Annotated in this window: 12 protein-coding genes and 2 pseudogenes; 10 read left to right on the top strand and 4 right to left on the bottom strand. The window is 35.0% G+C overall.

The window, feature by feature from the left end; translation table 11 throughout:
• From JMM81_RS21195 to JMM81_RS21175, 5 genes and pseudogenes are all read left to right on the top strand, one after another.
• Nucleotides 1-248 (top strand): annotated as a pseudogene (locus JMM81_RS21195) (MBL fold metallo-hydrolase); the annotation flags it as partial.
• On the top strand, nucleotides 239-631 hold the full coding sequence (locus JMM81_RS21190) for an MFS transporter (protein ID WP_256243542.1): 393 nt from the start codon (nucleotides 239-241) through the stop codon (nucleotides 629-631). The pseudogene JMM81_RS21195 and the gene JMM81_RS21190, both read left to right, overlap by 10 nt.
• A 75-nt stretch (nucleotides 632-706) precedes the next feature.
• A pseudogene (locus JMM81_RS21185) lies at nucleotides 707-1,141 on the top strand (universal stress protein).
• Nucleotides 1,142-1,700: 559 nt separating this feature from the next.
• Nucleotides 1,701-2,264: a TetR/AcrR family transcriptional regulator gene (locus JMM81_RS21180; protein ID WP_256243541.1), complete on the top strand. Its 564-nt coding sequence runs from the start codon at nucleotides 1,701-1,703 to the stop codon at nucleotides 2,262-2,264.
• Nucleotides 2,265-2,954: 690 nt separating this feature from the next.
• Nucleotides 2,955-4,604 carry a glycoside hydrolase family 13 protein gene (locus JMM81_RS21175; protein ID WP_256243540.1) on the top strand — a complete coding sequence of 550 codons (1,650 nt, stop codon included), beginning with the start codon at nucleotides 2,955-2,957 and terminating at the stop codon, nucleotides 4,602-4,604.
• 162 nt (nucleotides 4,605-4,766) lie between these two features.
• On the opposite strand, the gene JMM81_RS21170 is transcribed toward JMM81_RS21175, so the two are convergent.
• Nucleotides 4,767-5,705 (bottom strand): MerR family transcriptional regulator, encoded by a 939-nt coding sequence (locus tag JMM81_RS21170; protein ID WP_256243538.1) that lies wholly within the window; start codon nucleotides 5,703-5,705, stop codon nucleotides 4,767-4,769.
• Between the two features lie 435 nt (nucleotides 5,706-6,140).
• Here JMM81_RS21170 and JMM81_RS21165 point away from each other — a divergent pair, with 435 nt between their 5' ends.
• The 4 genes from JMM81_RS21165 (at nucleotide 6,141) to JMM81_RS21150 (ending at nucleotide 10,580) form a co-directional block, all read left to right on the top strand.
• Nucleotides 6,141-7,811, top strand: coding sequence for a formate--tetrahydrofolate ligase (locus tag JMM81_RS21165; RefSeq protein WP_256243537.1), 1,671 nt, complete (start codon nucleotides 6,141-6,143; stop codon nucleotides 7,809-7,811).
• 19 nt (nucleotides 7,812-7,830) lie between these two features.
• Entirely contained in the window at nucleotides 7,831-8,706 is an 876-nt protein-coding gene (locus JMM81_RS21160) for a bifunctional 5,10-methylenetetrahydrofolate dehydrogenase/5,10-methenyltetrahydrofolate cyclohydrolase (RefSeq protein ID WP_256243536.1), read from the top strand.
• A gap of 126 nt (nucleotides 8,707-8,832) precedes the next feature.
• Complete coding sequence (locus JMM81_RS21155; protein WP_256243535.1) at nucleotides 8,833-9,459, top strand: cyclodeaminase/cyclohydrolase family protein; 627 nt, start codon at nucleotides 8,833-8,835, stop codon at nucleotides 9,457-9,459.
• Nucleotides 9,460-9,764: 305 nt separating this feature from the next.
• The gene (locus JMM81_RS21150) at nucleotides 9,765-10,580 is read left to right on the top strand and encodes a formate/nitrite transporter family protein (RefSeq protein WP_256243534.1); all 816 of its coding nucleotides are present in this window, start codon (nucleotides 9,765-9,767) and stop codon (nucleotides 10,578-10,580) included.
• A 66-nt stretch (nucleotides 10,581-10,646) separates the two neighbouring features.
• Here the strand turns inward: JMM81_RS21150 and JMM81_RS21145 are convergent, their stop codons facing one another.
• The 3 genes from JMM81_RS21145 to JMM81_RS21135 form a co-directional block, all read right to left on the bottom strand.
• Nucleotides 10,647-10,922, bottom strand: a complete 276-nt coding sequence (locus JMM81_RS21145; protein ID WP_256243533.1) for a hypothetical protein — start codon at nucleotides 10,920-10,922, stop codon at nucleotides 10,647-10,649.
• Nucleotides 10,923-11,370: 448 nt separating this feature from the next.
• Nucleotides 11,371-11,913 carry a DUF2179 domain-containing protein gene (locus tag JMM81_RS21140; RefSeq protein WP_256243544.1) on the bottom strand — a complete coding sequence of 181 codons (543 nt, stop codon included), beginning with the start codon at nucleotides 11,911-11,913 and terminating at the stop codon, nucleotides 11,371-11,373.
• A 281-nt stretch (nucleotides 11,914-12,194) separates the two neighbouring features.
• Nucleotides 12,195-12,329, bottom strand: a complete 135-nt coding sequence (locus JMM81_RS21135) for a hypothetical protein (RefSeq protein WP_256243532.1) — start codon at nucleotides 12,327-12,329, stop codon at nucleotides 12,195-12,197.
• Between the two features lie 223 nt (nucleotides 12,330-12,552).
• Between JMM81_RS21135 and JMM81_RS21130 the strand changes: the two genes are divergently transcribed.
• A complete protein-coding gene (locus JMM81_RS21130; RefSeq protein WP_256243531.1) occupies nucleotides 12,553-13,743 on the top strand; it encodes a DUF5667 domain-containing protein in 1,191 nt (396 codons plus the stop codon).
• Nucleotides 13,744-13,774 lie beyond the last annotated feature (31 nt).

The following is a 13,774-nucleotide window of genomic DNA, read 5'->3' as shown; positions in this document are numbered from 1 at the left end:
AAAATCCTATTGATTTATTAAAAGAAAGAATAAGAGAGATAGATGAAAAAGCCAATAAATACATAGACATTATTAAATCCGGAATTTCAACTGCAAGTGGAATGGCCCAATTACGATATAAAGAAAAGTATGAAAAGCAGTTTTTCAATGTTATGTCTGAAATGATTGGTTATTTAGATTATCTTGAATTAAAAGGGAAAATTAATAAGGACATGAAGAAAGGAATTGGGCATGATTATTGCAACTAAATCATTTATGGATGATTGTGTTAACTCATATTGTTATGATGTTAGGAATAGGAGCGGTGCTTGCTTCTGTACAAACAAACACGCTAAACTCTCTTCCAAAACAATACTATCCAGATGGAATTGCGATCACCCAAACGATCGAACAAGTAGCCGGCGCTGTTGGTATTGCCGTATTGGTATCTCTTTTCTCAGCAAAACAAGGTAGTATCTTAGCAGCTGGAAGTGAATTACCAGAAGTAGCAGCATCAGGATCATCAACGGTATTTTATATCAGTTTAGTATTAGCTGTACTTAATATTGTACTGTCTTTATTTATGAAAAAATCAGCGGATGTAAAGGTGAAGTCAGCAGTGAAAGCAACTGCGCCTGTACACAAGGGCTAGAATTTCCATGAACATGCACTGAATCTATACAAGATAGAAGAGCTTTCAAATCGTGTTAGAAGGAGATTATGGCAGATGAATCATTATAAAAGTATTGTGGTAGCAGTAGACGGTTCAAAAGAAGCCTAATACGCATTTCGCAAATCAATCGATGTTGCAAAACGTAACGAAGGTTCAACATTAAACATAGTAAACGTAATTGATACTCGTTCATTCGAAGCTTGTGACCGTTCTATTGTTGAGCAGGCACAGTAGCGATCAGAGGAACTTTTAAATAGCTATAAGGCACAAGCTGAGGCTGAAGGTGTTGAAAACGTAAAAGTAGTAATCGAATACGGTTCTCCAAGAAGTATCATTACGAAAGAGCTTGCTAGCTTAGTAGAAGCTGATTTAATTATCTGCGGTGCTATGGGGCTAAATGCTGTTGAACGTTACTTAATAGGTTCCGTATCTGAAGCAACCGTACGTTCAGCTCAATGTGATGTTTTAGTTATCCGTAAGCCTGAGTGATTATGCTTAATTGAAAATACCTAGTTTAATACAAGAACAAAAGAGAGAACATCTGCTTGAGTAACAGATGTTCTCTCTTTTTATTTGTTTAGGGAGTTATAGATTTGTAAATTGTGTATAACCTTGTAATTTGCAGTCCTTCTTTATATTATTTTAGCTTATGACTTATCTGCGAAGCAGCAGCTGAAATGGAAACAAAATTGGATTCTGATAGCTGGAAAAATAGAGATCATATACTTAATTCAAGCTAATAGTCCAAATTAAATAATTTGATTGTTTAAATAATAGTAAATATTTTTCTGTGTTGAAGAATTGGTGTTTACTAAAAGTAAAGGGCTGAATATTATGGTAATATCTAAGTATGAAAGGAATTACTTAATTAGTTTATTCATATTACAGCTATCAATTTTTAAACTTTATTCTAAATGAATAGTTAGTTTTGTTTTATATCGAACATCATTTTAAACTTTTTTAAATAACGATAAGTTAACGAAATAGTCTTTTAATTTGATTTTTTTTGATATAGTAACAAGACCGATCGGTATGGAGGAGGTGTACCATGGAAATGGATACAAAATCGTTGATAGTCGACATCGCGACAAATCTTTTCCAACAAAAAGGATATAAGGGTGTAGGATTAAACGAAATCTTAAAAGAATGTAAGATTACAAAAGGCTCGCTCTATCATCATTTTCCGAATGGAAAAGAAGAATTACTCATCACTTGTCTGCGGTTCATGAATGAAGCGATTACTACGGACATTAAGGATATTCTCAATCGATATCCCAATACTCTAGAAGCCACACAGGCGATGATTGAAAAATTAGTAGCCGACTTTGATCGGGAAGGTACGATTGCTGGTCATACATTTAGCAGCATGGTTAGCGAAATGGCATCAGTAAGTGAGCCGGTCCGAAATGCCTGTTCGGACCTTTACACAAAGATTCAAGGGATTTTATCCAGCAAGTTAGTAGAGGATGGGTTTTCAAAAGAAACGGCTCATTCAATTGCTCTCATGATGACCGCTTCTATTGAAGGTGGAATGATGCTTTGTTTAACACAAAAATCAAGCGAACCACTAAAAATTATTTCGCAATTATTACCCAATTTATTGAATAGTTGATAAGAAAAAACCTTGTAGTGATTTTATTGAACTGCAAGGTTTTTTCCTATCCTAATTTTTTTTGGATAATCGGTTTTGCTAACGGTAAATGGCCATCGCATAATTGTGACATCGGTCTTCCTAGTGCATACCATTGTCCCGATACCGCTTCGAAAGTTAGGATCAGTTAACACTTGAGTCTGTATATTCAGGAATATTAAATGATCTTTATGATCCCGAGCATGTTTTATCATTTTAGGCGAGAAGACTCCTTCCTCAAGGAATATGAAGGGCACAGCCCGATGAGTAGGGAGGGGATGAATGGCCTTCGAACAAGGGATGGCGTCCTGCCATCTCAATTGTCCGACTATTCGAGAACATTTTGCTTAACTTGAAAAAATGATCATCTGAGTTCCAAATTGCCTTTTTCTATTTTTCTAAAGATAAGAACAAACATTTGATATTTGTTCATAATTAACAACATTAAATCAATATGTAAATGATTTAGAAAGAGGCACGAAAAAAGGATTAAAACATAGGATGTTATTGTCCTTTTTTCTGTGATTCAACGAGATTGAAAATGAAAGTTTCCTTTCAAGATGATTGGTTTGAAATAGTAAAATGCATCTGTATTAGTATAAAAAAGTTTAAAATGGCAATGAAGAGATAGATGATATACGTAAATAGTGGTTAAAAGTCAGGAGGGATAAAGTGAAAAAAAAGTGGTGGAAGGAAGCCATTGCTTATCAAATTTATCCACGCAGCTTCATGGATTCGAATGATGATGGAATTGGTGATATCCAAGGGATACTTTCTAAACTAGATTATCTAAAGGATCTTGGCATTGATGTGATTTGGATTTGTCCCATTTATCCATCACCAAACGATGATAACGGATATGATATCAGTGATTATCAGGATATTTCAGAAGAATTTGGAACAATGGATGACTTCGAGCAACTTCTCTCGGAAATACATCGTCGTGATATGAAATTAATTATGGACCTTGTACTGAATCACACATCGGATGAGCATCCATGGTTCATTGAATCCCGCTCAGCAAAAGATAACCCTTATCGAGATTATTACATATGGCGTCCGGGCAAAGAGGGAAAAGAACCTAATAATTGGGAATCCATTTTTGGTGGATCCGCATGGGAATATGATAAAAAGACAGATGAATATTTTCTCCACTTGTTTTCAAGTAAACAACCGGATTTGAACTGGGAAAATTCAATCGTTCGAAATGAATTATATAAAATGATTAATTGGTGGTTGGATAAAGGGATTGATGGATTCCGTGTCGATGCCATTTCACATATCAAAAAGGAAGCTGGATTTCCAGATCTGCCAAACCCAGAAAAAAAGAAATATGTTCCTTCTTTTAAAGGTCATATGAATCGTAAGGGTATTCAAGTTTTTCTAGAAGAATTGAAGCAAAGAACTTTTGCGAACTACGATATGATGACAGTCGGTGAAGCGAACGGAGTCAGCGTGGATCAAGCGGACCAATGGGTAGGGGAGAACGGGAAGTTTAATATGATCTTTCAATTTGAACATCTAGATCTTTGGGGGAAAAACACGAATACAGGTCTAGATATTCATACATTGAAAGAAACGATGACGAAATGGCAGAAAGGACTTGAGGGCGTGGGTTGGAATGCCTTGTTCCTAGAAAACCATGATCAGCCTCGTTCGGTCTCAACTTGGGGAAATAGTGAAGACTATTGGGAGAAGTCTGCTAAATGTTTGGCAACTATGTATTTTCTTATGCAAGGAACACCATTTATTTATCAAGGACAGGAAATTGGCATGACAAATGTGAAATTCCCTACGATTGATGATTACAATGATGTGGAAACGAAAAATCTATATGATCAAAGTGTGAAAGAGGGGGTACCACTCGAAGATATTATGGAGTTACTTTGGAAAAACAGTCGAGATAATTCAAGAACACCGGTGCAATGGAATGATCGGAAGCATGGAGGGTTTACGAAAGGAGATCCGTGGCTAAAAGTTAATCCAAATTACACCACCATAAACGTTGAAAAAGAAAGGCAAGATCTGAATTCTATTTATCATTATTATAAGAAGTTGATTCAATTACGAAAGAAATATCAAGTCCTCATTTATGGGAGCTATGATATTCTTTTGGAAGATCATGATCAAATTTACGCGTATAAGAGGGTATTAGAGGAAGAAACCATACTCATCATCAACAACTTATTTGCTAAAGAAGTGGAATTACATCTGCCACCTGATATAGACTATTCAACAAAAGAGTTATTGCTCTGTAATTATGATAAACCTGGAGAGCATCTATTAAGACCTTTTGAAGCAATTGTTTATAAAGTACAATAATTAATGAAGAAGCATGATTTGTTCGACAAATTGAAAAATCCATCTACACAATAAGGCAGATGGACTTTTCGTGGTGAACTTCTTGTGAGACCACATTAATATGTCTTATAGGGATGATTTTTGTTTAAAGATCAATTGATCCAAATAATGCTACAGACCCAACTAATGAAACCAACCCTGCCACCATTTTTTCTTTGAGGTTTTTGCTGTTGCCACTTCTCGATAGCTTGATATCATTGATTGAAAGACTTCTTCTCTTTTTTTGATTTCTTCTTGTGACTGTTTAAGTTCGTTTAACGATTCAATTAAGAAATCTTGTTGCGCATCGAAAGCTTCGGATACACTTCGAATTTCATCCTTTGCTTCGGTAACGGTTTGTGAGACTTTCTCAAGCGCTGCTTTATTGTCTCTTTCCGTCAACTTACTAGACTGATTAATTCGTTTTGAAAGCTTCTCGTAAGTAGCTTCCGAATCATTCAGAATGTCATTGGAAAGGGTTGCGAAAGTTTCGGAAGTCAGTTCTGAAGCCTTCATGATTGTATTTGTAATCTCATGCATTTCTACTTTTCTTTTATCATTCGACCTTTGAATCGATTTTGAGACTTCTTTAACCGTTACAAGTGAAGAATTTGAAAGTTCATTTTTCATTTCATCGATCAGATCATTTTTGTTGGTTGCGATTTCATTTTTGATCTCGTTTAAAAGATCTTGCTTAAATGTTTCCATTGCTGTATAAAAGGCTTCCATACTTTCCGTATTGTTCGTCTGAATATCAGTCGATGCTTGAGTTGGCTTATCTTGTACCGGTTGAACCGCCATTTCGAAAGGTTCGGAAGGGGATTCTGAACCTTCATTTAAATGTTTTTCCAATAAAGTTCGAATCATTCCCTTGCTCACATGCTGTTCGCGCATTTCCTTAATTTTTTTCAGGATCTTTATTTCGTTATCTGTATAATATCTAGCGCCTTGCTGTGTACGAGGAATAACAAGAAGACCATTTAAATCCTTTTCCCACTGTCTAATCGTTCCAGTTGGAATATTTATGATCTGAGAAACTTCTTTAATCGAATACGCACGTAATATCTGTCTGTTATTCATCATTCCATTCCTTTCTTATTAGCAAATTAAAATGAGGTTTTTATTATAATTCTTTACAAGGACTAGCTTTTTCCTGCCACATGACAAAAGCTATCAAAAGAATCGGTGATTCAACAAAAACCTAGTGTCAGTACTGAAGAAAGGTATTCATCATAAAATGTGTGTTTGTAGAGGATAATGAGATAATGACAAATGTTAGCTTTAGTGTTTGTAATCAAACATTTAATTTGTTCTAAGAATTTGATAACATTCAGGTTAATGAGATAATTATTTTGAGGATGAAAAACTACCTAAATATTGTATCTGTTAACTTGATCTGACCTTAAAATGAGTGAGATTTAAATCTTTTGATTTTAAAATCGATAAAGTATGGCGGTTATGAACTTTTTATTATAAAATTTTTGTACAATAAGAATATTACATAAAGGAGTAGATTTCATGAAAACAGATGTTCAAATTGCACAAGAAGCAAAAATGCTTCCTATTGCTACGATTGCAAATTCTCTCGGAATTGCCGAGGATGAATTGGATTTATATGGTAAATATAAAGCGAAGGTATCTTTAGATGTGTTATCACGCTTAGAAGATAAACCAGATGGAAAGCTTATTCTTGTAACAGCGATCAATCCAACACCAGCTGGAGAAGGAAAAACAACGACTAATGTTGGTCTTTCCATGGGATTAAATAAAATTGGTAAAAAGACGATTACGGCATTAAGAGAACCATCTCTCGGACCTGTGTTTGGTATAAAAGGTGGAGCAGCAGGTGGCGGATATGCTCAAGTAGTACCAATGGAGGATATTAATCTCCACTTTACAGGAGATTTCCATGCAATTACTTCTGCACATAATCTACTTGCGGCCATGCTTGATAACCATCTTCATCAAGGAAATGCTTTAAACATCGATCCTAAGAAAATCGTATGGAAACGAGTACTTGACATGAATGACCGAGCTCTAAGAAATACAATTGTTGGTCTTGGTAAAAAAACAGATGGCTTTGTAAGAGAAACTGGTTTCGATATAACCGTTGCATCTGAAATTATGGCGATCCTTTGTCTTGCAACAAGCCTTTCAGATCTTAAAGACAGACTATCAAGAATGGTAGTTGCTTATACTAAAGATGGCGGTGCTGTTACAGCAAATGATTTAGAAGCAACGGGTGCAATGGCCTTACTGTTAAAAGATGCTATTCAACCAAACCTAGTTCAAACGCTTGAAAACACGCCTGCATTTATTCATGGTGGTCCTTTTGCTAACATCGCTCATGGCTGTAACTCAGTGATGGCAACAAAAATTGCTCTAAAACTAGCTGATTATGTCGTAACAGAAGCTGGTTTCGGTGCAGACCTTGGTGCAGAAAAATTCTTTGATATCAAATCTAGATTTGCAGGTTTAAATCCAAGTGCAACAGTTATCGTTGCAACCATCAGAGCACTTAAAATGAATGGTGGAGTATCAAAAAATGAACTTGCTTTTGAAAACCTTCAAGCTCTTGAAGATGGAGTGGTAAACCTCGAAAGACATATTGAAAATGTAGGTAAATTTGGTGTGCCGGCTGTAGTGGCAATCAATAAATTCCCAACCGATACGGATGCTGAAATTAATTTACTAAAAGAAAAATGTGCTGCACGTGGTGTAGATGTTGTTGTTGCAGAAGTATTCACAAAAGGTGGAGAAGGCGCGATTGAACTAGCAAACAAAGTGGTTGAAATTACCGAAACAAAATCATCTGATTTTGCACCAATTTATGATGCGGATTGTTCAATCGAGGAAAAAATTACGACAATTGCAACTGAAATTTACCGAGCTGAACGGGTAGACTTTGCACCAGCCGCGAAGAAGCAAATCACAGAACTTGTTAAACTTGGACTTGATAAAATGCCAATTTGTATAGCGAAAACTCAATACTCATTCTCTGATGATGAGACATTGTTAGGGGCTCCAACTGGCTTTACTTTAACCGTTAGAGAAATCAAAGTGAATGCAGGGGCTGGATTTATTGTAGCGTTGACTGGATCAATCATGACCATGCCAGGTCTTCCGAAAGTTCCGGCTGCAAATGGGATGGATATTACAAATGACGGTGAAATTATCGGGCTTTCATAAATAACTAGGAGGTTTAAATATGGGTGAGAAATTAGCTGGAAAACCAGTCGTGCAGACCTTAAGAGAAAATATTACATCAAGAGTGGCAACGCTTAATGAAAAAGAGGTTACACCTATGCTTTTATTAATCAGGGTCGGTGCACGTGAAGACGATATATCTTATGAAAGAAGCATTTTAAAGAATTGTGATCTTCTTGGTATAAACTGTGTTGTGAATGAGCTTCCTACAAGTATTTCAATGGAAGAACTAACAAAGGTGTTTGAAGAAGCAAATAGTGATACAAATATTCACGGAATCATGATTTTTAGACCACTTCCAGATCATCTGGATCCAGATGTCATTCCAAATCTGATCGATCCTGCTAAAGATATTGACTGTATGTCACCTATTAATCTTCAAAAAGTATTTGAAGGAAAAAGTAGAAGCTTTGCACCATGTACGCCAAAAGCAGTTATTGAACTATTGAAGCATTATGAAATTCCTTTAGAAGGAGCCAATGTTGTTGTGGCTGGAAGAAGTCTTGTAGTAGGAAAGCCGCTTTCTATGCTCTTATTAGATGAAAATTCTTCTGTAACGATTTGTCATTCTCGAACAAAAGAGATGCCATCGGTGACCGCAAAGGCAGATATTGTCGTGGCAGCGATTGGAAAGGCAAAGTTCATGAATGAAGAATATTTTAGCGAAAGCTCAATCGTTGTAGATGTTGGAATTAATGATGACGGTAATGGAAAAATGTGTGGCGACGTCGATTATGATGCTGTCTTTGACAAGGTAAAAGCTATCACACCTACTATTGGTGGTGTTGGTCTTATTACTACAACGATTTTATTAGGCCATGTGGTTCAAGCTTGTGAAACGTTAAACAGTACTAAAAAAAACTTTAGCTTAGTATAAAGGTCGGATAAAATGAATTGGAAGAAGGCAGATAGTCTAAAACGAACTTTTCTGCCTTCTTTTCTGGAAAAAATGATTAAACAACAATGTATTATACATAATATATGTATTGAGGAGGAATTTCTTTTGTTAGAAAAAAGTTCCAATATTTTTATTGAAGAGCTTTCATCGAAAGCAGCTGTTCCAGGCGGTGGTGGTGCATCAGCCTATGTTGGAGCCTTAGGAATGGCACTTGGTAGTATGGTAGGGAATCTAACCGTGGGGAAAAAGAAGTATAAAGATGTGGAAGAAGATATCATTGAACTACTGCAAAAGTCAGAAGAAATAATAAATAATCTTAAAAGCTTAGTGCAAAAAGATGCAGATGTATTCTATCCACTCTCTAAGGCATATGGGCTCCCTTCTTCAACAGAAGAAGAAAAGAAGAAGAAAGACGAGGTCATGCAAGAAGTTCTTGTTGATGCCACAATGGTTCCTTTAGAAATTGCAAGAAATTGTTTAGCTGCGATTGAATTGCATGAAGAATATGCAAAGAAAGGCACCCGTATTGCGATCAGTGATGTGGGAGTAGGGGTCGTCTATTGTAAAGCTGCTCTTCAAGGGGCAAAGTTAAACGTCTTAATTAATACAAAAATTATGAAAGATCAAGAACTAAAGACTAAAGTGGAGAACGAGTTACAGGAAATTGAAAGGATCGGTTTAGCAAAGGCTGATCAGATTTATCATGATGTTGAGAAAATGTTACAATCATAATCTAATTGCAATCTGTTATGTGGATGGCGGTTATACTGCTGAATAATAAAAAATGAAAATACTAAAAGGTTTTCTTGCCGAATAAAGGTAAAGGGTGTCTTCCTTTAATTGTAGAGTTTGTATGGTTTCTTACTCATGTGAACAATTTAAGGAGGTACTCTTTTTTGTATTTTAAAATATTAATAGAACTATGAACTAATTTCACAAAGTTGTCAAATCATAATTGACTTTTGTCATTGTCCCGATAAATCCTTTTGTGATAATTTCACATTAGTAAGATGTTATGTCACGGGAGGAAGAAGAAAATGAGCTATTACAACTCAAAAGAAATTGCTGATATTTCTATACAGAAGGGTACTGAAAAAGTAAATCTGTCTAAACTATCACTTGCTTTATTAGGCTTTTTAGGTGGAGCTTTTATTGCGTTAGGGTATCTTGCATATATTCGAGTAACTGGTACGATGCCATATGAATGGGGGGGCTTAGTTACATTAATAGGAGCGGCTGTGTTCCCCGTTGGATTAATTTGTGTTTTGCTATGTGGAGGAGAATTACTTACTGGTAATATGATGGCTGTGAGTATCGCATATTATGCAAAGAAAGTATCATTTTCTCAATTAATAATTAATTGGTTATTAATTGCATTTTTTAATCTCCTTGGAGCGTTGTTTATTGCTTATTTTTTTGGTCATTTTGTTGGACTGACAGAGGGGGCCTTTTTAGAAAAAACGGTCCATACAGCACAAGCGAAAGTAAATGCTTCTTTCTGGGTAGCTTTTGTTTCAGGAATTGGATGTAATTGGCTCGTTTCGGTTACTGTTTGGTTAAGCTATGGCGCTAAAGATTTCTCTAGCAAAATATTAGCGATCTGGTTCCCTACAATGACGTTTGTATTAATCGGGTTTCAGCACGTTGTAGCCAATATGTTTATCATTCCAGCTGCCATTTTTGCAGGCGCTCTTTCATGGACGACATTTTTACCAAATATTATCCCTGTATTTTTAGGGAATGCAGCAGGTGGAGCGATTTTTGTTAGTCTTATTTACTTTATTGCTTATAAGAAAGACGATATGAAACTTAAAGGTGTATCTGTAGAAAAAAATAGAAAAAGGGTTGTATAATACCAAAAAAACGGTTGTCAAAAGTTATTTAACAACTTTTGACAACCACTTTTTTATGTCTGATCACTATTTTTTTACTTCTTCCCAATAATAGTGAATCTCTTCTTTGCGAATTACTTCAGGGCACTCAATTTCATCTGACCATTCATCATAATTATTTTTTCCATTTAAATGTTGAATATCAACACAATAATACTTTTCTTTGTATTTAAAAATGACGACGATCATTTCGTAAGATCCTGCATCATCATTTCCAAGTTCTTGGACAAATTCCAGACCGAAATTACGATCGTTTTTTCCTTCAGCAACAGACTCTAAAATAACACTTTTAGGGAATCTCATTTTTTTCTCTCCTTACCTTTTATAGGGGTATTCTAATATGTAACGAAACAAAAGGAAAGATTCTACACGTAAAAAAATGTCTATTTTATGACATGTATCAATTCTATACCATTAAAATCTTATAGTCGTTTCAAAAGTAATTATGAACGTTTTTATCTATTTTGCCAATAGTATCTTTTTTTTAAATTTCTATTAGACAATGAAGGGGTAGCAGCATTCAGTTCTATCATCTATAAACTGAATGTTCTCCATTAAATCACTTACAATTTAATAGGGAAAAACCATGAAGAGTGATGGGTCATTATGTAGTTATTTTTTCAATGTACAGCTGGATAAAATAATCCGACTGTAATAATAGTATTAACTTATTACAGTCGGATTATAATACATGATTCATTTATCTCGAAGATATATCGATTAAAGATAAAATCAATAGAAATAAAGTCTTTCATCGTTTTAGTAGTTTTTGTTTGGAGGCCTTTTTCATACTTTTGACTAAATATCCACCTTTAAACCCGGTAGGTTCATAGGCAACAACAAAAGCTTTCGGGGCTTTAACGTTTAATAAATCCATCAATTCTTTTTCACGACTTCTTTTTACGACAATATCAAGTCGGTATCTTTTGTTTCCTTCCCTTCCCTCTCCTTCAAATACCGTTACTCCAAATCCTTCATATCTAAGCATATCGATTAATTCAATATCTTTATCTAATACACTGACATTCACTGTACGAAATCCAATAGCTAATTTTTTCTCTACTAGCCCACCTAGAATAATTCCACCTGAATAGCCAATGGCATACGCGATCATATTCAAATAATTCGATAGGTCTGAAAAGATAATGCCTAAACTAATCACATAAATTAAAGCTTCCACACCGCCTAGCATAGAAGCCTTCTGAATTTGACCTTTTACAACAAAGATGGTACGCAATGTAGTTAAGGGTACCAAAACAAATTGCATAATAACAATTAATAGTGCATCTAGGATAAGCTTTCACCTCTCAAAATAAATTACTAAAAATAAAATGGTGTGCAGTCAATCAATAAAATCGTCATGAATCTAAATACGTTATCATCAATCGTTTTTCATGCTAGTATGAGTGGCCTATCGGTATAAAATAACATACATGATAGGTCGTATTCAAATGTCTCTTTTCGCTTTTAAATCAATATAGGCTTTTCTATCTTGTGAAGTAGGGCTGACAGCACACAAAAAAGAACAGAAAGAAAAATAAGTTTCTGTTCTTTTTTATGTGCTATTCTATGTTACTATTTATTTTCCTTTTCTATTCGTTTCAATTCAATAAATGCCCTAAAGTCTGTTTTAGATACTTCGGATTCCATTAATTCTTCTACAAGTTGAAGCCACTCCGCATCTAATTGTTCATTTTGTTCATTGGCCATCTTCAACCTCCTAGAAATTTACTATTTAGCATACCATTCGGTTTATGCAAAAGATTTATGAGGGTTTTTGGGGATGAATTGTAAAATCAGTCTATAGTACTGCGAATTGGGTGGATTGTACTATTTATTAATTATTAGTTTAATACCCCTAAAAAAACAAAATTATATTCGTATAGTTATAGTGATCAAAGCGGCCGCTTGAAAAAAACTATGAGGTGAAAAAATGAAATTTTTATCTAACAAACAAATGAAAAAAATAGCAAAAAGCACTCTTGCAATGGTTATTGCTGGAGCCTTTACTTTCTCTTCTTCTTTAGCCTATGCAAATGAAGTAACAGATGATGTAGATCATTACGAAAGAATTGACTTGCAAAATCTAATATCAGCAGAAGAGGAAACCATTGAATCTGATGTAGATATGGTAAAAGGTACTGAAGAGGCAGAGGATCAGTTGGAAGTTATTCAATCAGAAACTCCATCTCTGTTACCAGGAAACATATTCTATTTTGCAAAAATAGCATTAGAAAAAATCAAACTGGCTTTAACGTTCAATGATGTAAAAGAAGCTAAACTACTTGCCACATATGCTGCAGAAAGAATTGCGGAAAGTGAAGCACTTTTTAAAGAAGGTAAAGAAGCTGAAGCACAAGAGACAATAGAACGTGCGCTCGAATACATGGAAGACGCAGAATTTATTCTTGGTGAAGAAATAAGTTTAGATCATGAAGAAGAAAGTAGGAGTGAGAATAACGAAAACAATACAGTTTTTGAAGATGTAGAAACTATTGAAGAGGATACAGATGTAAAAGAAGACGAATCTGTAGAAGAAGTAGAAGAATTAGTTTCACAAAATATTATTGCTCTCCAAGCAGCAATGAATAAAGTGAAAAATCCGGTGGCTAAAACGGCACTACAAAAAAATATTGATAAAAGCTATGCTAAATTAGCTAAGAAATTAGAGAAATTAGAAGAAAAACAAGCTGTTAAAGCAAGTAAAAGGAATTCAAAAGGTGTTGTAACAACTGAGGATGGAGTATCAGTTGAAGAAGAGCTTACAATAGAAATTGAACCAACAACAGAAACCAACATCATAACAGAAGCTGAATCAACAATAGAAACGAATCAGGAAGCTAAAGGTATTGCTATAGAGCCTAAAGCAACAACGGAAGTACCCGTAAATCTGAAGAATGAGGGGAAACCTAATGTAATTGCGGAAAAGAAAGAAGTTCAGCAGTTAACTAAACAACACAAAACGCAGTTGAGAGAAGAAACGAAGCAGGCACGAGAAACAGCGAAGCAAGAAGCAAAAGAATTAAAGCAAGAAGTAAAACAACAGAAAGAACAATTTAAACAGAGTGCTAAACAAGAAAAGGAAGTACCTGAAGGAAAAGGTAAAAAAGGAAATGAAGAATAATACCTTTCATGAATAAAGATGGAAAAAGGCT

The organism is Bacillus sp. V3B, from assembly GCF_024494465.1.
Classification (GTDB): domain Bacteria; phylum Bacillota; class Bacilli; order Bacillales; family Cytobacillaceae; genus Bacillus_BD.
The sequence above is the reverse complement of the archived record's forward strand: the minus strand, read 5'-3'. Positions and strand labels throughout refer to the sequence as shown.